Origin of the sequence: Streptomyces sp. SolWspMP-5a-2, assembly GCF_900091845.1 — a bacterium.
Classification (GTDB): domain Bacteria; phylum Actinomycetota; class Actinomycetes; order Streptomycetales; family Streptomycetaceae; genus Streptomyces; species Streptomyces doudnae.
In genome coordinates this window covers 1-22,680 of record NZ_FMCI01000054.1, presented here as the reverse complement: position 1 = coordinate 22,680, position 22,680 = coordinate 1, and the positions used below count along the sequence as shown (strand labels likewise).

The window sequence follows — 22,680 nt, the reverse complement described above, 5'->3', positions numbered from 1 at the left end:
ACCGCGCGGCCCGCGGCGAGGGCCCGGCGCGGACGCCTGGCCGGGCGTACCGCGGTGCGCGCCGAGAACGTCCAGGTCAGCCGGGTCGACACGGTCAGCCGTCCGGCCCGTGCGGTCAGGCGGCCCATGGCAGGGTCCGTCCGTCGCGAGCGTGGATCATGCGCCCGCCTCCCTCTCCTGAGACAGCCTTCCTTCCGAGGCTCCTCCGGGGCGGGGCGACCGGCAAACGCGGGCCCGGCGCTCCGCCTGACGAGTGAGCGGCGGGCGGTGCCCGTGACCGGCGGGCGCGGTGCGCCGTTGCTGAAGTCATGATCTCAACACGTCGTATCGTCGCCGCCGTTGGCCTCGCCGCCGGGCTCACCGCGCTCGCCGCTCCGCTCGCGAACGCCGCCGAGCCGGTCGCCAAGGACTCCGGCAAGATCAACCCGATCGCGATGCTGGACTCGCTCACCACCAGCGAGATCCCCGCCGAGCACCAGGGCGCGCTGCCCCGGCCGTCGGCCCAGCTCCAGCAGCTCAACGGGCTGAACGACCTGAGCCAGCTCCACCAGATCACCGACATGGCCGCTCCGGTCACCGGCCTGGTCGGGGCCTTCGAGTAGCCACGGACCCGCACCCACCCGAGGGCCGCCCGGTGAACCACCGGGCGGCCCTTGACATTGCCGGAACCCGATCGCAGCATTCCCGCAACGAACGTGAATCAAGTTTCACCCTGCGAACAGGAAGGGTTCCTGTCATGCCCGTCACCCGCGACCTGTTCATCGGCGGCAAGGACGTGCCCGCCGCCTCCGGCCGCACCACCGACGACATCGACCCGTACACCGGCGCGGTGTACGCGACGGTCGCCGCCGCCGGACCCGACGACGTGCGCCGCGCGGTCGACGCCGCCGACGCGGCCTTCGACGCCTGGGCCGCCCTCGACCCCTTCGCCCGCCGCGCGATCTTCCTGCGCGCCGCCGACCTGCTGGACGCGCGCGGCGACCGGGTCGCGGCGCTGATGGCGCGGGAGACCGGCGCGACCCGGCCCTGGGCGCACTTCAACGTGGCGCTCGGCGCGAACATCCTGCGCGAGGCCGCCGCCGCGATCACCACCCCGCGCGGCGAGGTGCTCAGCGCGCAGGAACCCGGCGCCCTCGGCCTCGCCGTGCGCGAACCCCTCGGCGTGGTCGCCGCGTTCGCCCCCTGGAACGCCCCGGTGATCCTCGGCGTCCGCGCCGTCGCCGCCCCGCTCGCCGCGGGCAACACCGTCGTCGTGAAGGCCGGCGAGGACGCGCCGCTCGCCTGCGGACTGCTCGTCGCCGACGTGCTGCGCGAGGCGGGGCTGCCCGACGGCGTGCTCAACGTGATCACCAACGCCCCCGCCGACGCGGCCGAGATCGCCACCGCGCTGATCTCCGACGACCGGGTCCGTGCGGTGAACTTCACCGGCTCCACCGCCGTCGGCCGGATCGTCGGCGAGCTGGCCGCCCGTCATCTCAAGCCCGCCGTGCTGGAGTTGGGCGGCAAGAACGCCATCGTCGTGCTCGCCGACGCCGACGTGGACCACGCCGTCGACGCGGCCTGCTTCGGCGTCTTCATGAACGCCGGACAGATCTGCATGTCGGGCGACCGCATCCTCGTCCACGAGTCGCTGGCCGAGGAGTTCAGCGCGAAGTTCGCCGCCAAGGTCGCCACCCTGCCCGCCGGGGACCCGGCGGACCCGCGCACCGTGGTGGGCCCGCTGGTGACCGCGTCGGCCGCCCGGCGGGTCGCCGGGCTGGTCGGGGATGCCGTCGGCAAGGGCGCGACGGTGCTGGTCGGCGGCGGCGACCCGGTGGGCGCCGTCCACCCGGCGACCGTCCTCACCGACGTCCCCGACAGCGCCGAGCTGCACCGGACCGAGGCCTTCGGACCGCTCTGCGTGCTCGCGGCCTTCCCCGACGACGACGCGGCGGTGGCCGCGGCCAACGACACCGAGAACGGCCTCACCTGCGGCATCATCACCGAGAACGCCACGCACGGGCTCGCCGTCGCCCGCCGCGTCCGCACCGGGATCGTCCACATCAACGACCAGACGGTGGGCGACGAACCCCAGGCGCCCTTCGGCGGGGTGAAGGCGTCCGGGTACGGGCGGTTCGGCGGCCGGTGGGGCATCGAGGCCTTCTCCAGCACCCGTTGGGTGACCATCGCCACCCGGCACGCCCACTACCCCTTCTAGCGCCCTGCCCGGAAAGGTTCACCCCGCGGCCGCCAGGAACTGGGTGGCCGCCAGCTCCGCGTACAGCGGGTCGGCGGTCACGAGTTCCCGGTGGGTGCCCACCGCGCGCACCCGGCCCGCGTCCATCACCACGATCCGGTCCGCCGCCGTCACCGTCGACAGCCGGTGCGCGACGACCAGCACCGTCGTCTCCCGCGCCACCTCCGCGACGGTGTCCCGCAGCGCCGCCTCGTTCACCGCGTCCAACTGCGACGTCGCCTCGTCGAGCAGCAGCAGCCGGGGACGCCGCAGCAGGGCGCGCGCGATCGCCACCCGCTGCCGCTCACCGCCCGACAGCTTGGTGCCCCGGTGCCCCACCAGCGTGTCCAGCCCCTGCGGCAGCCGGGCCACCAGGGCGTCGAGCCGGGTCGTGCGCACCACCCGCTCCACCTCGGCGCCGTCCGCCTCCGGACGGCCGAGCAGCAGATTCTCGCGCAGCGACCCCGACAGCACCGGCGCGTCCTGCTCGACGTACCCGATCGCCGCCCGCAGCCGCGCCAACTCCCAGTCGCCCAGCGGCCGTCCGTCCAGCGTGACGGTGCCCGACTCGGGGTCGTAGAACCGCTCGATGAGCGAGAAGACCGTGGTCTTGCCCGCGCCCGACGGGCCGACGAACGCCGTCATGCCCCGGGCGGGCACCGCGAACGTCACCCCGTGGTGGACGTACGGGAGGTCGTCGGCGTAGCGGAAGCGGACGTCCTCGAAGGCGAGCGCCGCCGGTTCGGCGCCGGGGCCGGGCAACGGGGCCGCGGGGGACGGCGGTTCGGCGGGCAGCACCAGCGCCTCCTGGATGCGGGCCAGCGCCGCCGAACCCGTCTGGTACTGCGTCACCGCCCCGACCACCTGCTGGATCGGCGCCATCAGATAGAACACGTACAGCAGGAACGCCACCAGGGTGCCGATGTCGATCGCCCCGGTCGCCACCCGCGCGCCGCCCACCGCGAGCACCGTGATGAACGCGACCTGCATCGCCAGCCCCGCCGCGTTGCCCGCGGCGGCCGTCCACTTCGCGGCCCGCACGCTCTGCCGCCAGGACTCCTCGGCTGCCGCGTGCAGGGTCCGCTCCTCGCGGTCCTCGGCGCCGGACGCCTTCACCGTGCGCAGCGCGCCCAGCACCCGTTCGAGCGAGGCGCCCATCACCCCCACCGCGTCCTGCGCCCGGCGGCTGGCCCGGTTGATGTGCGGCACGATCGCGCCGAGCACCACCCCCGCGCCCACCACCACCGCGAGCGTCACCCCCAGCAGCACCGGGTCCACGAACCCCATCATCGCCACCGTCGCCAGCAGCGTCAGCCCGCCCGTGCCGAGGCCCACCAGGGAATCGGTGGTCACCTCGCGCAGCAGGGTGGTGTCCGAGGTGATGCGCGCCATCAGATCGCCCGGCTCGCTGCGGTCCACGGCGGTGATCCGCAGCCGCAGCAGGTACGACGACAGGGTCCGCCGCGCGCCCAGCACCACCGACTCGGCGGTGCGCCGCAGCACGTACGAACCCAGCGCGCCCAGCAGCGCGTTGGCGACGACCAGCGCCGACATCGCGAGCAGCGCGCCGGTGATGGCCCGGTCCCGGGACAGGTCGTCGATCAATCCCTTCGCCACCAGCGGCAGCAGCAGCGCGGCCCCGCCGGTGAGCAGGGAGAGGAAGGCACCCGCTGCCAGCGCCCAGCGGTGCGGCTTGACGTAGCCGAGGAGCAGGCGCCAGGCGGGCGGGGCGGGCCGGACGTCGGCGGGGCTCACGGCGCTCCTCGGGGTCGGCGGAGCCCACAGGCTACGACCGGCCCGCCCGGCGCCCGCCGCCGGGGTGGCGCACGGGCGGCGCCGATCGGCACCGCCGGACCGGCCCGGGGCCGCCGATGGCCCGATCGTGCCTGTTCCAGGCGTCGCGACCGTCCCGGCGACGTCCCACCGGCGACCGGTTGCGCGTAGGGTCGGGGGGAGAAGCACCGGCCGAGGGAAAGGGTTCAACACGATGGCGCAGGAAGTACGCGGCGTGATCGCACCGGGCAGGAACGAGCCGGTGCGGGTGGAGACGATCATCGTGCCCGACCCCGGGCCCGGCGAGGCGGTCGTCCAGATCCAGGCGTGCGGTGTCTGCCACACCGACCTGCACTACAAGCAGGGCGGCATCAACGACGAGTTCCCCTTCCTGCTCGGCCACGAGGCGGCCGGAGTCGTCGAGTCCGTCGGCGCGGGCGTCACCGACGTCGCGCCCGGTGACTTCGTCGTCCTCAACTGGCGTGCCGTCTGCGGCCAGTGCCGCGCCTGTCTGCGCGGACGCCCCTGGTACTGCTTCGACACGCACAACGCGAAGCAGCGGATGACCCTCACCGACGGCACCGAGCTGTCCCCGGCGCTCGGCATCGGCGCTTTCGCGGAGAAGACGCTGGTCGCCGCCGGGCAGTGCACGAAGGTCGACCCGTCCGTCGCCCCGCAGGTCGCGGGCCTGCTCGGCTGCGGCGTGATGGCGGGCATCGGCGCCGCCATCAACACCGGCAACGTCGGCCGGGGCGACACCGTCGCCGTCATCGGCTGCGGCGGCGTCGGCGACGCGGCCGTCGCGGGCGCGAGCCTCGCGGGCGCCGCGAAGGTCATCGCCGTCGACATCGACGACCGCAAGCTGGAGACCGCCCGCTCCATGGGCGCCACCCACACCGTCAACTCCCGTTCCACCGACCCGGTCGAGGCCATCAGGGAACTCACCGGCGGCTTCGGCGCCGACGTCGTCATCGAGGCCGTCGGCCGCCCCGAGACCTACCGGCAGGCCTTCTACGCCCGCGACCTCGCCGGGACCGTCGTCCTGGTCGGCGTGCCCACCCCGGAGATGAAGCTGGAACTGCCGCTCCTCGACGTCTTCGGCCGCGGCGGCTCCCTCAAGTCCTCCTGGTACGGCGACTGCCTGCCCTCCCGCGACTTCCCGATGCTGATCGACCTCCACCTCCAGGGCCGCCTGGACCTGGGCGCGTTCGTCACCGAGACGATCGAACTCACCGACGTCGAGAAGGCCTTCGAGCGGATGCACGACGGCGACGTCCTGCGCTCGGTGGTGGTCCTCTGATGGCCGCGCGCATCGAACGCCTCGTCACCTCCGGCCAGTTCAGCCTGGACGGCGGCACCTGGGACGTCGACAACAACGTCTGGATCGTCGGCGACGACCACGAGGCCGTCGTCATCGACGCCGCCCACGACGCCGACGCCATCGCCGAGGCCGTCGGCGACCGGCGGCTGGTCGCCATCGTGTGCACCCACGCCCACAACGACCACATCGACGCGGCGCCCGCCCTCGCCGACCGCACCGGCGCCAGGATCTGGCTGCACGCCGACGACCTCCCGCTGTGGAAGCAGACCCACCCCGACCGCGACCCCGACGCCCACCTCGTCGACGGCCAGGTCATCGAGGTGGCCGGCGCCGACCTGCGGGTGCTGCACACCCCCGGGCACGCCCCCGGCGCGGTCTGCCTCCACGCCCCCGGCCTCGGCGCGGTCTTCACCGGGGACACCCTCTTCCAGGGCGGCCCCGGCGCCACCGGCCGCTCCTACTCCGACTTCCCGACGATCATCGACTCGATCCGCGACCGGCTGCTCGGCCTGCCGCCCGAGACGAAGGTCCTCACCGGCCACGGCGACCCCAGCACCATCGGCGCCGAGGCCCCGCACCTGCAGGAGTGGATCGCCCGCGGCCACTGACCGGCCGGGGGCGGGCAAAAACCCGGGTGCCCGCCGCCGGGGGCGCCGCTACGCTCGCCGGTCATGACGACCGACACCCTGGTGACCCTCCATGACGTCCCCGTCCTGCGCTGCGCCCCCGACGGCCCGGCGCTCGACGGCGAGCAGCGTGCCCTCGACGTGATCGGGGACGCCATGGGGCAGGGCGCCGGGACGGCGGTGGTGCCCGCCGAGCGGCTCCCCGACGCGTTCTTCCGCCTCGCCTCCGGGGTCGCGGGCGCCGTCGTGCAGAAGTTCGTGACCTACCGGGTGCGCCTGGTCGTCCTCGGCGACATCTCCCGGCACCTCGCCGGCAGCTCCGCGCTGCGCGACTTCGTCCACGAGAGCGACCAGGGCGACCACGTCTGGTTCCTGCCCGACGAGGCCGCCCTCACGGCACGGCTCGCCGAACGGCGCTGACCGGCCGCGCCCGCCCCCTGCCCCGTTGATCGTCGGCGCAGTAGGTTGCCGCCCATGACCGACACACAGCGCTTCGAGGGGTACGGGGTTCTCGTCACCGGCGGGGCCCGCGGCATCGGCGCCGCGGTCGCCCGGCGGCTGGCCGCGGAGGGGGCCAGGGTGCTGCTCACCGACGCCGACGGGCCCGAGGCCGCGCGGACCGCGCTCCGCGCCCGGGAGGAGGGCCTCGCGATCGGGTCGGCCGCCTGCGACGTCGGCGACCGTTCGGCCGTCGAGGCGGCCGTCGCGCGGGCCGTCGACACCCTCGGCGCGCTGGACGTCCTGGTCAACTGCGCCGCCCACTGCACCCCCGACGCACCGCTGTTCGAGGACGAGCCGGACGACGCCTGGTCCCGCGACCTCGACATCACCCTGACCGGCGTCTACCGCTGCTGCCGCGCCGCCCTCCCGCACCTGGCCGCCTCCGGACGCGGCGCCGTCGTCACCATCGGCTCCGTCAACGCCCTCCAGGACTTCGGCAACCACGCCTACAGCGCCGCCAAGGCCGGGCTCGGCTCCCTCACCCGCACCCTCGCCGGACACGCGGCGGCGCGCGGCGTCCGCGTCAACCTCGTCCTGCCCGGCACGGTCCGCACCTCGGCCTGGGAGGGCCGTGAGGACGAACTCGCCGCGGTCGAGGGCCTGTACCCGCTCGGCCGGATCGGCGAGCCCGAGGACATCGCCGCCGCCGTCGCGTTCCTCGCCTCCCGCGACGCCGCCTGGATCACCGGCACCTCGCTCACCGTCGACGGCGGCCTCACCGCCGTCAACACCGGCTTCCTGTCGGCGGTCGGAGAGGCGGGCGCCCGGGACCGGGCCTGACGTCCCCCGCGCCCGGATCAGGCACGCAGGGCGCGGGTGAGGGCCGCGGCGACCCGCTCGACGTCGTCCCGCGTCGTCGTCCAGTTGCTGAACGCGGCCCGCAGCGCCGGGACGCCCTTGAACACCGTCGGCGTCAGGAACGCCTCGCCGCCCTCCGCGACCGCGTCCGCCAGCGCGGCCAGCCGCTCCCCGGTGGGCGCCTCGGACGTCGTGAAGCAGACGACGTTCAGCCGCACCGGCGCCAGCAGGTCCCACTCCGGCCGCGCGTCCAGCCGTGCGCCGAGATCGCGCGCCAGCCGGACGTTGCGCTCCACGATCTCCCGGTGCCCCTCGCGGCCGTACGCGGTGAGCGAGAACCACGCCGGGAGGGCCCGCAGCCGACGGGAGTTCTCCGGGGTGAGGTGGAGGAAGTCGGGGTCGCCGGTGGGCGCGCCCAGGTAGGGCGAGGCGTTGTGGAACACCGCGACCTGGAGGTCGCGGCGCCGGGTGAACTGCACCGCCGCGTCGTAGGGCACGTTGAGCCACTTGTGGAGGTCGACGCAGACCGAGTCGGCCGCGTCGAGGCCGTCGACGAGATGCGCGAACTCGGGGGAGAGGGCGGCGAATCCACCGAACGCGGCGTCCACGTGGAGCCAGAAGTCGTGCCGTTCGCGCAGCGCGCCGACGGCCCGCAGATCGTCGAAGTCGACCGTGTTCACCGTCCCCGCGTTGGCCACCACGATCGCGGGCCGTCCGCCGAGCGCGGTGAGGGCCGCGTCCAGCGCGGCCACGTCGACGGCCTCGCGGTCGCCGTCCGCCACCGGCACCGGCAGCAGCCGGTCGCGCCCGATGCCCAGCACCGACAGCGCCTTGCCCACGCTGGAGTGCGGGCTGCCGGACAGTACCGGCACCGGGCCGAGCGCGGCGGCCCCGTCCCGGGACACGTCCACGCCCAGCCGCTCGCCGAGCCACTCCCGGGCGACGGCGAGCCCCACCAGGTTGGACGCGCTCGCGCCGGTCACGAACGCCCCGGAGTGGGCGGGGCCGAGACCGAACAACTCCCGCAGCCAGCCCACCGTTTCGTGTTCGAGGGCCGCCGCCCAGGAACCGGCGGCGCCGGACGCGTTCTGGTCGAAGGCGCCGGTCAGCCAGTCCCCGGCGAGCGCGGCGGGGGTCGCGCCCCCGGTGACGAACCCGAGGTAGCGCGGCCCCGCCGACGCCGAGAAGCCCGGCGCCCACCGTTCGGCGAACCGCGCCAGGGCGCCCGCGCCGCCGGTGCCCGCCTCCGGCAGCCGGTCGGCGGCGGGCGCCGGTCCGGTCCGTGCCACCGGCCGTTCGGCGAGCGAGGCCAGCTCACCGGCGGCGAGGTCGCGGGCGGACTGCAGGAGCGCGGGGAGCCGGGAGAGATCGTCGGCGAGGGTGCGGTGCATGAGGGGGAGCGTAGGCGGGCGGGGCGGTGCGCGGACCGGTCCCATTCCGGATGGCTGGACTCCTCCGTCACCGGACGCCCGGACTCCTCCGCGTGGTTACGACCTTCACCGGTCACACGGTAATGTCACCATTTCGTCGCAGCGCGCCCCCGCCCACAACCGAACACGCCCCACGCCGGTCCAGTGAGTGGGGATCGCGGATCCGCGACCACGACCGGACCACTCGACGCGAAAGGCGACACGGCATGGGGGACATACGCAGACGGGCAGCCGTCGTCCTGGGGATCACCGGCCTGGTGGCACCGCTCACCCTGGCGCTCGGCACCGCGCCGGCACAGGCGGCCACCGGCTGTACGACCCAGGCGGGGCCCTACCAGAAGAAGGTCGAGAAGTTCCTCGGCAGGCCGGTGGACGGCAAGCAGTCCGGCACCGACTGCAAGGCGATCAAGGCCTTCCAGACCAAGCACGGCATCACCCCGAACCAGGGTTACGCGGGCCCGGTCACCTGGGGCGTCATGGACCTCATGACCAAGCAGAAGGCCGTGGGCAGCACGCCGAACAAGGCGGGCGCCTGCCCCGTCAACAAGGGCCGGATCGCCTGCGTCAACCTCACGCTCCAGCTCAGCTGGATCCAGGACGGCAAGAAGCTCGTCTACGGCCCCGTCCCGGTCCGCACCGGCCGCGACGGCTACGAGACGCGCACCGGCCTCAAGAAGATCTACTGGCGCCACATCGACCACGTCTCGTCCCTCTACGACGTGCCCATGCCCTACAGCCAGTTCTTCGACGGCGGCCAGGCCTTCCACTCGGTGGGCCTCAGCATGTGGAACCCGCCCGGCTCGCACGGCTGCGTCAACATGACGCCGACCGTCGCCAAGAAGTACTGGTCGCTGCTGAAGAAGGGCGACGACGTCTTCGTCTACGGCCGCAAGCCGGGCACCTGATCCCACCGGGCGCCCGGCCCGCGGACGCCGTCAACTCCGGGGCGCGTCCCCGAAGTCCGGGATCTCCAGCCGGACCCCGCCCTGCCGTGCCGACTCGTGCGCGACGATGCCCGGCAGGGTGTACCGGGCCGCCACCCACGCGTTCACCGACGGCAGGGAACGGGTGGCGACGGCGGTGACGAAGTCGTCCACCAGGAAGTGGTGGCTGCCCTCGTGCCCGTTGGGCAGGTGGTCGAACTCCCGCGGCAGCCGTGCCCGGTCGTGCACCGGCGCCGAACCCGAGGTGAACGCGGCCCGCAGCTCCGGCGCGATGTGCTGGAGCGAGGGGTCGTCGGGGGCCGTCGTCGGCTTGGGCTCCAGGAGTTCACTGATGTCCCGCACCCCCTTCTTGTCCTGCCACAGCGCGACCGTCGCCAGCTGCTCCATGCTCGCCTCGGTGCCGAAGAAGCGGAAACGGGACTCCCTGATGTGCGAGGGATAGCCCACCCGCCGGAACTCGTTGGTGCGGAACGAGCCGCCGCCCGCCACCTCGAAGAGCGCGGTGGCGTTCGAGACGTCGTTGTCGAACCGGCTGACCGAGCGGTCGAAGACGCCGTCGCCGCGCTCGTCCACCACCCCGAGGGCCGAGACGCTCACCGCGTGCGTCTGCCAGGCGCCGAGCACCCCGCCCACCGCGTGCGTCGGGTACAGCAGCGGCGGATAGCTCGCGGTGGCCTTCCAGTCGTCGCCCCCGCTGTACCGGTACGCGTCGTAGAACCCGAGGTCCATGTCGTGCACGTAGTCGCCCTCGGCGTAGAAGATCCGCCCGAAGGCGCCCCGCGCGATCTGGTCGCGGGCGTGCACGGTGGCCGGGTTGTACTGGCTGGTCTCGCCCATCATGTAGGTCAGGCCGGTGACCTTGACCGCCTCGATGATCGCCGCGATCTCCTCGGTGGAGATCGCCATGGGGACCGCCGAGTACACGTGCTTGCCCGCGTTCAGGCCCTGGAGGACCAGCGGGCCGTGGGTCCAGCGCTGGGTGAAGATCGCGACCGCGTCGACCGCGGGCGACTCCAGCATCGCCTCGTAGGACGGGAAGGTGCCGCTGAGGCCCTGGTCGGCGACGAGCCGTTCGGCCCGCTCGGGGAGCAGATCGGTGACATGGATGCCGGAGACCCCGGGGTGGGCCAGGAACAGCTTGGAGAACTGGCCGGAGAACTGTCCGGCACCGACGATGCCGAGGGAGAACGTCATGGATGGCGTGCCCTTCAAGGGTCGAGTGGACGGTCGGATCACGGGTCGGGGGCGGGACGGTCCGGTGGTCCGTCGGCCGCGAACGGTCCGGCCGCGCGGCCGCCGCGGACGTCCCGCACGTCCGGGTGCGGTGGGCGCGCCTTTTACTTTTGATGCGGAAGAATCCCGTCGTCAAGAGGGCGTGCGGATCTTTCGACCGGCCTGATCCGGTCTCTAGAGTGGGATCGTTGATTCCGGTGCGAAAGAAAACAAGGAGGCTCCGGCCCGTATGACCCCAGCCGCAAGCTGGCTCCCGCTCCGTCCGGGCGAGCGGGCCGTGGCGATCGAGGTGCTCCTCGGCGGCCCGCTCACCCGCACCGAGCTGGCCCGCCGCCTCGGTCTGTCCGCGGGCAGCCTCACCCGGCTGACCAAGCCGCTGCTGGAATCCGGCCTGCTCGTCGAGGCGGGCGCCCCGGGGGAGAGCCGTCAGGGGCGGCCCTCGCAGCCCCTGGACATCGTCGCCGAGTCCCGTTCGTTCCTCGGCGTCAAGATCACCGCGGACCGCCTCCACGCCGTCGTCACCACCCTCAAGAGCGACATCGTCGACCGCCACGACCGGCCGCTCACCACCCACGACCCCGCCGCGGTCGCCGACCTGGTCGCCGGGACCGCCGCCGCGCTGGCCCGCGACCACCCGCGCCTCGCCGGGATCGGCGTCGGCGTCGGCGGCCTGGTCGAGGACCGCGCCGTGGTGGCGGAGTCACCGTTCCTCGGCTGGCGGGACGTGCCGTTCGCCGCGCTCGTCGAGGAGCGCGCGGGGCTGCCCGTGGTCGTCGAGAACGACGTGGCCGCGCTGGTCGAGGCGGAGACCTGGTTCGGCGCCGGACGCGGCCTCGACCGGTTCGTGGTCCTCACCATCGGCGCGGGCGTCGGCTACGGGCTGGTCCTGGGCGGCCGGCGGGTGCGCACCGGGCAGGAGGACCGGGGCTCCGGACGGCACTGGATCCTCGACCCCGACGGACCTCTCACCCCCGACGGCGCGCGCGGCAGCGCGGTCTCCCTGCTGTCCGTACCCGGCATCCGCCACCAGGTCCTGGCCGCCACCGGACGCGACCACGGCTACGAGGAGATCCTGGCGCTCGCCGGCGCGGGCGACCCGACGGCCGCCCGGGTGATCGGCGCCGCCGCCCGCGGACTGGGCGTCCTGGTCTCCCAGATCGCCGACGTCGCGATGCCGCAGAAGATCCTGCTCGCCGGTGAGGGGGTCGGCCTGATGGATGTGGCGGGAGACACGGTGCGCGCGACCGTCCGCGCCCGGCGCCATCCGCTCGCCGCCGACGTCGACCTGGAGACCAGGGTCTCCGATTTCCACGACTGGGCACGTGGGGCCGCTGTTCTGGCCATCCAGGTGCTCGTCCTGGGCGCCGGGGGCGGCCGGGACACGCCCGGGTCGGCGTGAACCGGCCGAGGGTTGAGGGCAGATGACGTGATCAGTAACACGGTCCGATTTGTCGGCTTCGCAGCCGATTACTCACGACGCCTTCACGGCGCGGACCGTATGCTTCACACCATGTCCACCACTGTTGAGCCCGGCCCCGAGCGATCGGCGGACGAGGTCAACGAGGAGATCCGGGCCCTGTGGCGCCGGTCGGGCGGGACACTGAGCGGCGAGCAGCGCGAGGAGTACCAGCGGCTCGTCCTGGAGTGGGCCGCCGCGGTCCCGCACCCGGCGGAAGCGGCCTGACCCGCGCGTCCTGCGGGCGCCGAGCCTCGTAGACCCCGCCTCCCTCAAGGGCACCCGCCACCCGGGTGCCCCTTTCTCTTTCCGCGACCGTGACGCCGCTCACCCCCAGGTCGCCGAGTAGTGCCGCTGGTACGCCTTGCGGTCCTGCTCCGAGCGGAAGTACCGGGTCGCCACCAGGGCGATCAGACTGCCCCCGATCACCAGCAGACCTGGCCCGACGTTCCGCGGGTCCGTCAGCCGGGCCAGCGGCGTCGAGGCGCTCACCGTGCCCGTCGACGGCGCCGACGAACCCGGCGACGTCGAACCGGCCGCGATCGCGCTGTGCGTGGCCGAGGCGGACGGCGCGGCCGAGGGCGACTCGCCCTGCCCCGCGGGCCGTTCGGCCACCAGCATCTGCACCTTCAGCGCCGCCATCGCCTTCGTCACCGGCTGGAAGAACGTCGTACCGCCCGAGGCGCAGTCGCCGCTGCCGCCCGACGTCACGCCCAGCGCGACACCCTCCGAGAACATCGGGCCGCCGCTGTCGCCGGGTTCGGCGCACACGTTCGTCTCGATCAGACCGGTCACCGTGCCCTCCGGGTAGTTGACCGTGGCGTTCAGCCCCGTCACCTGCCCGTCGTGCAGCCCGCTGGTGGAGCCGCTGCGGAACACCCGCTGCCCCACGGTCGGATCGGCCACCCCGGTGATCTGCACCCCGTTGCCGCCGCCGATCGCCACCACCTCGGCGCCCGCGCCCGCCTTGCCGCTCGCGTACCGCACGAGGGAGAAGTCGCTTCCGGGGAAGTCCTGTTGGACCGTCGTGCCCAGTTGCTGGGTGCCCTGGCTGTCGGCGAACCAGACCGACCCCTTCGGCCCGCAGTGACCGGCGGTGAGGATGAAGTCGCTGGTGCCGTCGGTCACGTTGAACCCCGCCGAACAGCGCCCGCCGGTCGACAGGATCGGCTGCGCGCCGTTGAGCCGGGTGGTGAAGGTGCCCTGGGCGCGCTCGGCGCGCACGAAGCCGCCGAGGCCCTCCGCGACCCGCGTCATCCGCGACCAGTCCTCCGACGAGACGGTGCTGTCGCCCCGCACCACCACCCGGTTGGCGCGGTAGTCCATCACCCAGGCCGTGCCGGGCACCCGGGGTGCCGCCCGCAGCGCCGCCGCGGCCTGCTTGAACTCGTTCATGCTGTGCGACACGACCTTGGCCACCGCCCCGGCCCGCCGCACCTCGGCCGCCGCCCGTTCGTCGGTGACCGCGACCACCGGACGGCCCTCGGCGTCCACCCAGTTCCCCGCCGTGCGGGCGGAGCCCAGCGTGGAGACCAGCGCCGCGCCCGGGTTCCGCGCCGTGGCCGCGGACGGGACGGCGGACGTTCCCCCGGGCTCGCTCGCCATGGCGGCCTGCGTCACCATCGCCCCTCCGAGGAGAAGTCCGCCGACCGCCGCCCATCGCGTCGCCCGCCGGACCATCCGTCGTCGTGCGTGCCTCATGCCTGGCTCCCGAACCCCGACCACACGGCGTCAACACCGCCGGGTCCTCCGGTCGTTGAGGACCCTCCCTCCATACGCGCCCGGGGAACGGAGCGTTCAGCGCGCCGCCGATCCCCTCACCGCTTGCGGCCCACCCCGCCGTGCATCGCCACCTCGCGCGGCTCCTCTCCGTCCGTGGGCTCCGGCCGCCAGCGCGAGCACGACACCACCCCGGGCTCCAGCACGTCGAGCCCGTCGAAGAACCGGGAGACGGCCTCCGGGGTGCGCTGGGTCAGCTCCGGGACGCCGTGCGCGTTCCAGAACCGCACCGCCGCGTCCACGTCGGGCGTCCCCGGTGAGGTGATGGTGTGCGACAGCACCAGGTGGCTCCCCGCCGGGAGCGCGTCCATCAGCCTCCCGACGGCGCCGTACGCCTCCTCGTCCTCCGGTACGAACATGACGACCCCCAGCAGCAGGAGCGCCACCGGCCGGGTGAAGTCCAGGGTGGCGGAGGCCCGTTCGAGGACGGCGTCCACGTTGCGCAGGTCCTCGTCCAGGTGGTCGGTGCGGCCGGGCGGGGTGCTCGTCAGCAGGGCGCGGGCGTGCGCCATGACCAGCGGGTCGTTGTCCACGTAGACGACCCGCGCGTCCGGCGCGTGCCGCTGGGCCACCTCGTGCGTGTTCTCGGCCGTCGGCAGCCCGGTGCCGATGTCCAGGAACTGCCGGACGCCCGCCTCGGCGGCCAGATGGCGGACCGCGCGGCCCAGGAAGAGCCGGTCCGCGCGGGCGTACTCGTCTATCGCCGGGTGGAGTTCACGGATCCGGTCGCCCGCGACCCGGTCCACCTCGTAGTAGTCCCCTCCGCCGAGCCAGTAGTTCCAGATACGGGCCGTGTGCGGACGCAGGGTGTCGATGCGCTTGCGCAGCAGGGCGGCGGGATCGTCGATGGCCGCCGGGTTCTCCGTCACGGTGGTGCTCCTGCGGTGCCTCGGGTGGGGGGGTGCGAATTGAGTCAACGGGCAATCTAGACGGCTGAATTGACATCTGCCGAGAGGGCTGCGCGATCTTCTCGCCCCTCGGACCCGGCCGACCCGCCCCGCGGGTCCTGGCGCGGTGCGGCGCGGGGGGCGCGCGGCTGTCTGGTGCTGTGGCCGAAGAGGTTCGCCGGAAGGCTCGCGGTGTCCGGTGCGGTGCATCGCACGGCGGAGCGTCGCCCGCGTACTGGATGTACTCGGGTGATGCGACAACGCGGCGAGGTGCCGTGCCGGGCATCGCGAGCCGGTGAACCTCTCCGGTCGCAGCACTAGACTCGCCGCCATGGACGACACGACGCTGGACCGCCTGGCCGCCGGGAAGTACCTGCTCGTCACCACGTACCGGAAGAACGGCACCCCGGTCCCGACCCCCGTCTGGGTGGTGCGGGACGGGGACGCGCTCGGGGTGTGGACGGTCGCCGACTCCTGGAAGGTGAAGCGCGTCAGGGCCCGCTCCGACGTCCTCGTCGGCCCCTGCGACGTGCGCGGCAACCCGACCGGCGAGGGGGTCCCGGCCACCGCCGAGATCACCGACGACGCGACGGCGGGCCGCTACCGCGCGCTGATCGCCCGCAAGTACGGAGTCGCCGGACGCCTCACCCTGCTGGGCAGCCGCCTGCGCCGCGGCCTGACGGGCACGGTGGGCATGCGGATCACGCTGACGCCGTCCTCCTGACGGGGAGTCGGGGGAGCCGGGAGGGTCCGGGCCGGGCCGAGGGGTTCCGGCGCGGACGGCGACCCCGCGCGGATGCTGACCCCGCGCCGGGATCCATGACGCGCCGACCGTCCTGCGGGCCCCCGGGCTGCCGGTCTCACCCTCGGTCGACGTGCTCACGCCAGTGGCGGATCCAGGGGACGCGGATGCGTCGGCCCCACAGGAGCGGCTCTCCTCCCGGACGGGCGAGGACCCCGCCCCGGCCCGGCACCCCGCAGAACCAGAGAGTGTCGGCCGACCCCACCTGGTGCCAGCGGAAGGTGAAGGCCACCACGGACTGCACGAAGACCTCTCCGGTGTCCGCCGGGCACAGCCGCACCACGGGGCCGCCCAGACCGGGCGGCAGGACCGTGACCGGGTACGCGGTCCACGGACGGCGGCGCAGACACCGGCGCATGCGCGCCGCGTTGCGCGCGAGGCATACCCCGATGATCAACGCGCTGATGAAGCCCACCCACAGGCCGGCCATGAGCGAGCTGATCCGTTCCATGCCCGCGCGGTCGAAGGCGACCGCGGCCGGCGGGATGCCGACGGTGCCGAGCGCACCGACTCCCAGCCAGACCAGGGCGATCAGCCGGTAGCGCCGGAACGCGCCGCGCGTCACCTCGTGCGACCAGGCGGTGGTGGACTCCGTGCGCATCCGAGCGCCCCCTCTCCCGGACCCGTCCACGAGCCGGGCCCTCCCCGCCCGCAGCCTCGCACGCCCGCCGCCCACCCGTCGTTCCCCGATTCCGGCAGTCAGGGACGGCTGTCGGTGCCGGTTCCTGTGCTGCGGAACCCCGGGGACGGTGACACGCCCCCGGTGGGTCACTCGCCGACGGCTGTGTACCGGCCCCAGCTCTCGTCGACCGCGTCCAGCTTGTCCAGGTTGACCCGCACTCCGGAGGGTTCCAGCGCCTCGCGCACGCGCTCCATCATGAGGTCGGAGACGAAGTGGTGGCGCAGGTCCAGTTCGTCGAGGTGGGTGAGGGGCTGCCCGCCGAGGAGGGCGGTGGCTCCGGCGTCGCTCAGGATGCCGAGCCCCAGGTGCAGCGCCGTGAGCCGGGCGACGACGGGGGCGCCCGCCACCGCGGCGGCGATCTCGTCCTGCCTCTCGCTGTTCTGGAGTCCGAGCCGCCGCAGAGCGGGCAACCGGTCGCCGTCGAGGACGGGGGCCAGATCGGTGAGGGTCGTGGTGCAGCCGTAGTAGTCCTGCCCCAGCCACAGGTCCAGATGCTCGAGGGCCGGCAGGTCGCTGGTGGCCACGGCACGGGCCACCTCGCCGGGCAGACCGCCGTTCTCCAGCCGCAGCACGCGCAGGTGTTCGTGGCGCAGCGGCGTCAGTCGCAGGCCCGTTCCGTCTTCCTCCAGCCCGCTGGTCGAGCCGCGCACCGCGAGTTCCCTGAGACGGGGATAGGCGGTGAGCACCGGCGTCACATCACCCTGCTCCATCCAGGACAGCTCGCACTCCTCGGCGGTCACGTCGGCGAGGTACAGCGCCTTGAGGCCGGTGAGCCGGTCCGAGGCGGCCACGAGTTTCCGGACCGCCTCGTCGGCGGAGCAGTCGATGCCGTACGCGCCGTTGCCCAGGACCAGGGCCCGCACCTGGGCGACATCGATCGTCTTGAGAAAGCGCTCCCATGTGTCGTCGAAATACTCACTGTCCTCGGCGTCGGTGGAGGAGAGCCGCCAGGCGACGTCCCCCACCGCGGGCATCGGCCCACTCTCCTCACCCGGAGCCGGGAACTCGTAGACAGGAAGGCCGTGCAAAGTCGTCACATGATCGATGTACATGATCAGACCTTTCCACAGATGAACTCCCGCCACGGTGCCGATCGATCAATCGATGACCACCGTTCTCGGCTTCCGGAGGGCGAGGTAGAGGGCGACTCCCCAGCCGATGACGGTCCCCCCGAGAAACACATTGACGATGAGCACCAGCCATTTGTCATGCACTCCGCGGTGGAATGCCAGATAGGACGGCAGCAGGAAAAGGGCCAAAAAGACCACTCCGCCGAGAACGGCACCTATGTTGATATCCACAGTCTTTCTCCTTCTTGAGCGTGCTCCTTTGTGGAGCATTTGTCGTCGGCCGGCTTTTCGGTCGAGGCCGACGCGTCGGTGTTTCCTCAGTTCGCTGCGCGACGCCCCGACCGGAAAAGGTGCAGGGACACCCCTACCGGCAGCAGTGTGGTGACCATGACGACGATGAGCAGGGCCGGACCGAGCTGACCGTAGGCGCCGATGGTCAGGGTGATGACCACGGCGCTCAGGGGCGCCAGGACGGCGACCGCGGTGCTGACGGTCTTGTCGCGCCTGCTCCAGTGCGGTGCCGTCCACAGCAGGGTCACTCCCGCCGCCAGGGCGAGCAGACTCGCGACCGCGTGGACCATCACGAGGACTCCGGCCATGGGCAGCAGAACCAGCGGCCCGAACGCGTGCCACCCGCCGGGCGGCACGTCGACCGGCTCGTCCTCCCGCGCGCTGGTCACGATGTCGCCGGGACTGCCGAGGCGATCCAGTACGGCCGTGACGTCGGTCGTGCCCCCGTCCGGCCGCTCCGCGAGGGCGACCTCGATGTGCTCGCGCAGATCGGCGACCAGCTCGTCACGACGCCCCGGCGACAGACCGGCGGCCTCGCGCGCCACGGCGTCCAGGTAGGCGGCGACGAGCGGGTGATCGAGGTCCTTCATCGTGGATCTCCTGCTGCGTGGGGGGAGTTGGTCATCGTTCGCCGGTGAAGCGGTCGACGGCGTCGCGGAAGTGCGGCCAGACGGCCGTGAATTCCGCGAGGGCCGCCTCGCCCCGGGGCGTCAGGGAGTAGTAGCGGCGGGGCGGCCCGCTCGGGGACTCCTGCCAGGCGGTCTCCACCAGCCCGTCACGGCGCAGTCGGGCCAGGAGCGGATAGATGGTGCCCTGACTGGTCGTCATGACGCTTACCGCGCCCAGCACTTCCAGCAGCTCCACGCCGTAGCGGGCGCCGTCCCGCAGCAGCCCCAGGACGCAGTACTCCAGCACTCCCTTGCGGAGCTGGCTCTCCGCCTTTCCTGCATCGCTGTCGCTTGCCGCGGCGGGTACCATGCATGGCACGGTACCAGGTCGGCCGATGTACCGTGCGGTCCGGAGGCACGGAAGGGAGCGGCGGGGGATCATGGGCCGAGAGGGGTGAGAGCGCCGTCAGGGGGCCGCGTCGACACCGATCCGGCGCATCCGGAAGCGGGGCCCTCGGACGTGCTGCCGACGGAGCGGTCGTGCGTCAGCCGCCCCGTGGTCCGTTGACCCTCACACCGTGTCAGGTGGTCAGCTCGGAGACATCATGTTCACCATCGGAGACTTCGCCCGGCACGGTCGTGTCTCGGTCCGGATGCTGCGTCACTACGACGCGACCGGACTGCTGCGACCGGCGCACGTCGACCCCGCCAGCGGCTACCGCCACTACACCGCTTCCCAGCTCGCCCGCCTCAACCGGATCATCGCGCTCAAGGACCTCGGATTCACCCTCCAGCAGGTCCGCGACATCGTCGACGAGAAGGTCGGCATCGAGGAGCTGCGCGGCATGCTGCGGCTGCGGCGGGCCGAGCTGGAGACCGCGGTGGCCGCCGCGGGGGCACGGCTGGTCCAGGTCGAGGCGAGGCTCCGCGCGATCGAGAGCGAGGGGCACATGCCCACCGACGATGTCGTCATCAAGAGCCTCCCGCCCGTCCGGGTGGCGGAACTGACCGCGACCGCCGCGAGTTTCTCGCCCGAGGACATCGGCCCGGTCGTCGGGCCGCTCTACGACGAGCTGTTCCGGTGCCTGCGCTCGGCGGGCGTCACCCCCACGGGCCCCGGCATCGCCTCCTACGAGGACGCCCCGGAAGGCGGAGGGAAGATCACCGTCCACGCCGCCGTCCAGGTCTCCGCCCCTCTGCGGGACGACGCGTTCCGGATCCTGGACCTGCCGGCGATCGACCGGGCGGCCACCATCGTGCACCGCGGTCCGATGGACGCCGTGCTCCCCACCGTCCAGGCCCTGGCCCGCTGGATCGACGCCAACGGCCACCGGTCGACCGGATACCCGCGCGAGATCAACCTGGAGTGCCCCGAGAACCGGGACGACTGGGTGACGGAACTTCAGGCACCGCTGACCCGGGACTGACCGACCGGGGCCCGGCCTCGCCGGGTTCCGTCCTCCCCGGGACCGTCAGGTCCAGGCGCGGAACGGCTCGTCGAGCAGTTGGAACACCGGCTCGCCGCGGACCGCGTCCTTCGTCGAGGTGAGCCGGACCCGGCCGCCGTCGTGGATGCCGATCAGCGGGCCCATCACCCGGCCCCTGACCACGAATCCCTCGGCCATCTCGACCAGCGAGACGTTGCGCGCGGCGGGGGAGTTGCGGTGCACGACCGTGGAGTGCCGGATCGTGCCGGTGCCCTCGCTGCGCTCCGTCCGCAGGTCGCTGCCGTGACAGACCGGGCAGAGCAGCCGCTGGTACATCGCGGTGCCGCACCAGGTGCAGCGCTGGAAGAGGAGCGGATCGCGGTCGACGGGACCTGCCACCCGGGATGCGAGGGTGCCCGTCGCGAGGCCGCCCGCCGGTCGGGCCGCGCTTCCTGATGAGAGGTGGTACACGCTGGTCAACTCCCTGCGCTCGGCCGGAATCCCGCGTGCCGGGGGCGCCACGCACGCGCGTGCGCGGCCCCTCGTGCTGCCGTGCACGGCGTCAGCGTATGGCACTGAGTGTCACTCGTAAAGACACTCCGTTCCCTGAAATCACCAGTAATGAGGTCTCGGCCTCGGGACGGGTACAGGGGCCGCGCACTAACCGCTTCCGGTCCCCGTGCCTCCGCCCAGCGCCGATTCGACCTGCTGCACCACCCGCCACAACGGCGTCCCGCGCCGGGCCACGACCACCACCACGTCCTCACCGTCCCGGCAGTCCCGCGCGAGGGGTCCGGCGTCCCGCGCGGGCCGGGCGCCGAACGTCGCCTGCACCTGGCGCAGCGCGTGGTCCACCGTCGCGCTCGCGTCGCCCCTGCCGTCCGAACGCAGCCAGCAGCGCAGCGCGTTGTTGTGCGCCGCGACCACCGCCGCCGCGATGACGTCGGCCCGCAGGGCGCCGTCCGGGTCGCCGGTGAAGCGGGCGCGCAGGTACCCGGCGAGGGCGCGTTCGTACCGCCACACCACCGACAACTCGTAGGCGCGCAGCCCCGGAACCTTCTTGGTGAGGTGGTAGCGCTGCACGGAGAAGGTCGGGTTCTCGGCGTACATCCGCAGCACCGTGCGGGCCGCGTCGCACACCCTGCGCACGGGATCCGCGTCCCGCGCGTCCGCGTCGAGGAAGGCGGTCATCTCGGTCAGGCACCGCTCGTGGTCGGGGAAGACCACGCCCTCCTTGGCGGGGAAGTACCGGAAGAACGACCGCCGTCCGACGCCCGCGAGCGTCACGATGTCGTCGATCGTGGTCTGTTCGTAGCCGCGCTCCAGGAACAGCTCGAAGGCCGCCGCGACCAGCGCGTCCCGCATGGGCGGCTTCTCGACCGCCGTCTCACCGGAGCTCATGGTGGGGAACGTAGCACCGGGCTACGGATCGTGGCACGCGGTGCAGGTTCCGGGGGAACTCGGTGCAGGCGCGGGCGGGCACGACGCGGCGCCGGGGGCGAGCGGACGTGCGCCCCCCTTCGTCCACCGGCCCCGCGCCAGGGCCCCGCAGGACCCGCACATTCCCCGGCGTAACCTTTCTGCACTTGTCGTCCCAGCTCAGCACCAGGAGCGCCCCGCATGGCCCCCGTCCGCCCCCGTCTTCTCTATGTCACCGACCTGGCGTACCCGGCGCGCGGGCGCCGCTACGGCGACGAGGACGTCTTCCTCACCTCCCGGCTGCGCGAGGAGGCCGACCTGGCCCTCTGTCACCCGCGCGACGCGGCCGCGCTGCTCGACGCCTTCGACGCCGTCGTCGTCCGCAACAGCGGTCCGGTCCTCGCCCACCAGGAGGCGTACGAGGCGTTCCGGACCCGCGCCCTCGAACGCGGCACGCCCGTCTACAACCCCCTGCACGGGCGCGCGGACATGGCGGGCAAGCAGTACCTGCTCGACCTCTTCGCCGCCGGGCACCCCGTCATCCCCACCGTGGACAGCGCCGACGACCTGCACCTCCTGCCGGAGACGGACGCGTACGTCGTCAAGCCCAAGCTGGGCGCCGACTCGCTCGGCCTCGCCGTCGTCCCGGCCGGTCGGCTGCCCGACCTCACCGACCGGCGCATCCTCGTCCAGCCGCGCGTCGACTTCGCCCACGAGATCTCCTTCTACTACGTCGACCACGACTTCCAGTACGCCCTGTACGCGCCGGACCCCGAGCGCCGCTGGGAGCTGACGCCCTATCAACCCACGGTCGCCGACCTGGAGTTCGCGCAGGACTTCATCGACTGGAACACCCTCGACCACGGCATCCAGCGGGTCGACGCCTGCCGCGCCCCGGACGGCGGGCTGCTGCTCGTCGAGTTGGAGGACCTCAACCCCTACCTCTCCCTCGACGCCCTGGAGGAGCCGGTCCGCGACGCGTTCGTCGGCGCCCTGAAGCGCTCCCTGCGCCACTTCCTCGCCACGACCGGCTGAACGGCGGGCGCCCGCGCCGTCACCGCCCCCGGCGCTGAACCCCGGGGGCGGTCGCCGCGTATCTCTCCTCGGGGCCGTCGGAGCCCCGCCGCGGGACGGAAGGAGAGCGCTGTGCCCACACCGCCCGGATCCGGATCGCCGGACGACCGGCCGCCGTTGGAGCCCGTCCGCGTGCTGCGGCTGCGGCGCACCGACGCGCTGGCCGACCTGATCCGGGAGATGCAGGACGGCCGCGACTTCGAGTCGGTGCCGCTGCCGGACACCCCGCCGGAGGACGACACCGAGGAACTCCCGACCGTCACGGGCGGACGGCGCGGGACCGGCCGCGCCGGTGCCGCCGAGCGCGCCGGTGAGGCGTGGCCCGTCGCCGACCGGTCCGCGCG

Annotated in this window: 24 protein-coding genes and 1 pseudogene; 13 read left to right on the top strand and 12 right to left on the bottom strand. The window is 73.3% G+C overall.

Annotated features, from left to right (window positions below; translation table 11 throughout):
- Positions 1 to 308 precede the first annotated feature (308 nt).
- The gene (locus GA0115242_RS05270) at positions 309 to 602 is read left to right on the top strand and encodes a hypothetical protein (RefSeq protein WP_093824998.1); all 294 of its coding nucleotides are present in this window, start codon (positions 309 to 311) and stop codon (positions 600 to 602) included.
- A gap of 134 nt (positions 603 to 736) precedes the next feature.
- The gene (locus GA0115242_RS05265; protein ID WP_093824996.1) at positions 737 to 2,197 is read left to right on the top strand and encodes an aldehyde dehydrogenase family protein; all 1,461 of its coding nucleotides are present in this window, start codon (positions 737 to 739) and stop codon (positions 2,195 to 2,197) included.
- Between the two features lie 18 nt (positions 2,198 to 2,215).
- Here GA0115242_RS05265 and GA0115242_RS05260 read toward each other — a convergent pair whose 3' ends face one another.
- A complete protein-coding gene (locus GA0115242_RS05260; RefSeq protein WP_093824994.1) occupies positions 2,216 to 3,970 on the bottom strand; it encodes an ABC transporter ATP-binding protein in 1,755 nt (584 codons plus the stop codon).
- A gap of 232 nt (positions 3,971 to 4,202) precedes the next feature.
- On the opposite strand from GA0115242_RS05260, the gene GA0115242_RS05255 reads away from it, so the two are divergent.
- The 4 genes from GA0115242_RS05255 (at position 4,203) to GA0115242_RS05240 (ending at position 7,216) form a co-directional block, all read left to right on the top strand.
- A complete protein-coding gene (locus GA0115242_RS05255; RefSeq protein WP_093824992.1) occupies positions 4,203 to 5,288 on the top strand; it encodes an S-(hydroxymethyl)mycothiol dehydrogenase in 1,086 nt (361 codons plus the stop codon).
- Positions 5,288 to 5,917: an MBL fold metallo-hydrolase gene (locus tag GA0115242_RS05250; protein WP_093824990.1), complete on the top strand. Its 630-nt coding sequence runs from the start codon at positions 5,288 to 5,290 to the stop codon at positions 5,915 to 5,917. Before GA0115242_RS05255 ends, GA0115242_RS05250 begins: the two co-directional genes overlap by 1 nt.
- A gap of 63 nt (positions 5,918 to 5,980) precedes the next feature.
- Entirely contained in the window at positions 5,981 to 6,355 is a 375-nt protein-coding gene (locus GA0115242_RS05245; RefSeq protein WP_093824988.1) for a DUF4180 domain-containing protein, read from the top strand.
- Between the two features lie 54 nt (positions 6,356 to 6,409).
- Complete coding sequence (locus GA0115242_RS05240) at positions 6,410 to 7,216, top strand: SDR family NAD(P)-dependent oxidoreductase (protein ID WP_093824986.1); 807 nt, start codon at positions 6,410 to 6,412, stop codon at positions 7,214 to 7,216.
- 17 nt (positions 7,217 to 7,233) lie between these two features.
- Here the strand turns inward: GA0115242_RS05240 and GA0115242_RS05235 are convergent, their stop codons facing one another.
- Positions 7,234 to 8,625 (bottom strand): pyridoxal phosphate-dependent decarboxylase family protein, encoded by a 1,392-nt coding sequence (locus tag GA0115242_RS05235; RefSeq protein ID WP_093824984.1) that lies wholly within the window; start codon positions 8,623 to 8,625, stop codon positions 7,234 to 7,236.
- A gap of 245 nt (positions 8,626 to 8,870) precedes the next feature.
- Between GA0115242_RS05235 and GA0115242_RS05230 the strand changes: the two genes are divergently transcribed.
- The gene (locus GA0115242_RS05230; RefSeq protein WP_093824981.1) at positions 8,871 to 9,569 is read left to right on the top strand and encodes a L,D-transpeptidase family protein; all 699 of its coding nucleotides are present in this window, start codon (positions 8,871 to 8,873) and stop codon (positions 9,567 to 9,569) included.
- A 30-nt stretch (positions 9,570 to 9,599) separates the two neighbouring features.
- Here the strand turns inward: GA0115242_RS05230 and GA0115242_RS05225 are convergent, their stop codons facing one another.
- Positions 9,600 to 10,802, bottom strand: coding sequence for a Gfo/Idh/MocA family protein (locus GA0115242_RS05225; RefSeq protein ID WP_093824978.1), 1,203 nt, complete (start codon positions 10,800 to 10,802; stop codon positions 9,600 to 9,602).
- A 268-nt stretch (positions 10,803 to 11,070) separates the two neighbouring features.
- Here GA0115242_RS05225 and GA0115242_RS05220 point away from each other — a divergent pair, with 268 nt between their 5' ends.
- Both GA0115242_RS05220 and GA0115242_RS05215 read left to right on the top strand, forming a co-directional pair.
- Positions 11,071 to 12,240: an ROK family transcriptional regulator gene (locus GA0115242_RS05220; RefSeq protein ID WP_093824977.1), complete on the top strand. Its 1,170-nt coding sequence runs from the start codon at positions 11,071 to 11,073 to the stop codon at positions 12,238 to 12,240.
- A 99-nt stretch (positions 12,241 to 12,339) separates the two neighbouring features.
- Entirely contained in the window at positions 12,340 to 12,525 is a 186-nt protein-coding gene (locus tag GA0115242_RS05215) for a hypothetical protein (protein WP_093824975.1), read from the top strand.
- A 99-nt stretch (positions 12,526 to 12,624) separates the two neighbouring features.
- Here the strand turns inward: GA0115242_RS05215 and GA0115242_RS05210 are convergent, their stop codons facing one another.
- Both GA0115242_RS05210 and GA0115242_RS05205 read right to left on the bottom strand, forming a co-directional pair.
- The gene (locus tag GA0115242_RS05210; RefSeq protein WP_093824974.1) at positions 12,625 to 13,998 is read right to left on the bottom strand and encodes a S1 family peptidase; all 1,374 of its coding nucleotides are present in this window, start codon (positions 13,996 to 13,998) and stop codon (positions 12,625 to 12,627) included.
- A gap of 116 nt (positions 13,999 to 14,114) precedes the next feature.
- Positions 14,115 to 14,945: an SAM-dependent methyltransferase gene (locus GA0115242_RS05205; RefSeq protein ID WP_093824972.1), complete on the bottom strand. Its 831-nt coding sequence runs from the start codon at positions 14,943 to 14,945 to the stop codon at positions 14,115 to 14,117.
- A gap of 349 nt (positions 14,946 to 15,294) precedes the next feature.
- On the opposite strand from GA0115242_RS05205, the gene GA0115242_RS05200 reads away from it, so the two are divergent.
- Positions 15,295 to 15,687: a PPOX class F420-dependent oxidoreductase gene (locus GA0115242_RS05200; RefSeq protein ID WP_093824970.1), complete on the top strand. Its 393-nt coding sequence runs from the start codon at positions 15,295 to 15,297 to the stop codon at positions 15,685 to 15,687.
- 136 nt (positions 15,688 to 15,823) lie between these two features.
- On the opposite strand, the gene GA0115242_RS05195 is transcribed toward GA0115242_RS05200, so the two are convergent.
- The 5 genes from GA0115242_RS05195 to GA0115242_RS05175 all read right to left on the bottom strand — a co-directional run bounded on the left by GA0115242_RS05195 (position 15,824) and on the right by GA0115242_RS05175 (position 18,786).
- Positions 15,824 to 16,366, bottom strand: a complete 543-nt coding sequence (locus tag GA0115242_RS05195; RefSeq protein WP_093824967.1) for a hypothetical protein — start codon at positions 16,364 to 16,366, stop codon at positions 15,824 to 15,826.
- Between the two features lie 167 nt (positions 16,367 to 16,533).
- Positions 16,534 to 17,499: an STM4015 family protein gene (locus GA0115242_RS05190; protein WP_093824964.1), complete on the bottom strand. Its 966-nt coding sequence runs from the start codon at positions 17,497 to 17,499 to the stop codon at positions 16,534 to 16,536.
- A 45-nt stretch (positions 17,500 to 17,544) separates the two neighbouring features.
- Positions 17,545 to 17,748, bottom strand: a complete 204-nt coding sequence (locus GA0115242_RS05185; protein ID WP_161353008.1) for a superinfection immunity protein — start codon at positions 17,746 to 17,748, stop codon at positions 17,545 to 17,547.
- Positions 17,749 to 17,834: 86 nt separating this feature from the next.
- Positions 17,835 to 18,398 (bottom strand): HAAS signaling domain-containing protein, encoded by a 564-nt coding sequence (locus GA0115242_RS05180; protein ID WP_093824960.1) that lies wholly within the window; start codon positions 18,396 to 18,398, stop codon positions 17,835 to 17,837.
- A gap of 31 nt (positions 18,399 to 18,429) precedes the next feature.
- Positions 18,430 to 18,786 (bottom strand): PadR family transcriptional regulator, encoded by a 357-nt coding sequence (locus GA0115242_RS05175; protein ID WP_093824958.1) that lies wholly within the window; start codon positions 18,784 to 18,786, stop codon positions 18,430 to 18,432.
- Between the two features lie 235 nt (positions 18,787 to 19,021).
- Here GA0115242_RS05175 and GA0115242_RS05170 point away from each other — a divergent pair, with 235 nt between their 5' ends.
- A complete protein-coding gene (locus GA0115242_RS05170; RefSeq protein ID WP_093824956.1) occupies positions 19,022 to 19,843 on the top strand; it encodes a MerR family transcriptional regulator in 822 nt (273 codons plus the stop codon).
- Positions 19,844 to 19,888: 45 nt separating this feature from the next.
- Here GA0115242_RS05170 and GA0115242_RS05165 read toward each other — a convergent pair whose 3' ends face one another.
- The gene (locus tag GA0115242_RS05165) at positions 19,889 to 20,314 is read right to left on the bottom strand and encodes a Zn-ribbon domain-containing OB-fold protein (RefSeq protein WP_093824954.1); all 426 of its coding nucleotides are present in this window, start codon (positions 20,312 to 20,314) and stop codon (positions 19,889 to 19,891) included.
- Between the two features lie 189 nt (positions 20,315 to 20,503).
- The gene (locus GA0115242_RS05160) at positions 20,504 to 21,244 is read right to left on the bottom strand and encodes a TetR family transcriptional regulator (RefSeq protein ID WP_093824952.1); all 741 of its coding nucleotides are present in this window, start codon (positions 21,242 to 21,244) and stop codon (positions 20,504 to 20,506) included.
- A 219-nt stretch (positions 21,245 to 21,463) separates the two neighbouring features.
- Between GA0115242_RS05160 and GA0115242_RS05155 the strand changes: the two genes are divergently transcribed.
- Positions 21,464 to 22,297 carry a hypothetical protein gene (locus GA0115242_RS05155; RefSeq protein WP_093824950.1) on the top strand — a complete coding sequence of 278 codons (834 nt, stop codon included), beginning with the start codon at positions 21,464 to 21,466 and terminating at the stop codon, positions 22,295 to 22,297.
- Between the two features lie 111 nt (positions 22,298 to 22,408).
- Positions 22,409 to 22,680 (top strand): annotated as a pseudogene (locus GA0115242_RS05150) (hypothetical protein); the annotation flags it as partial.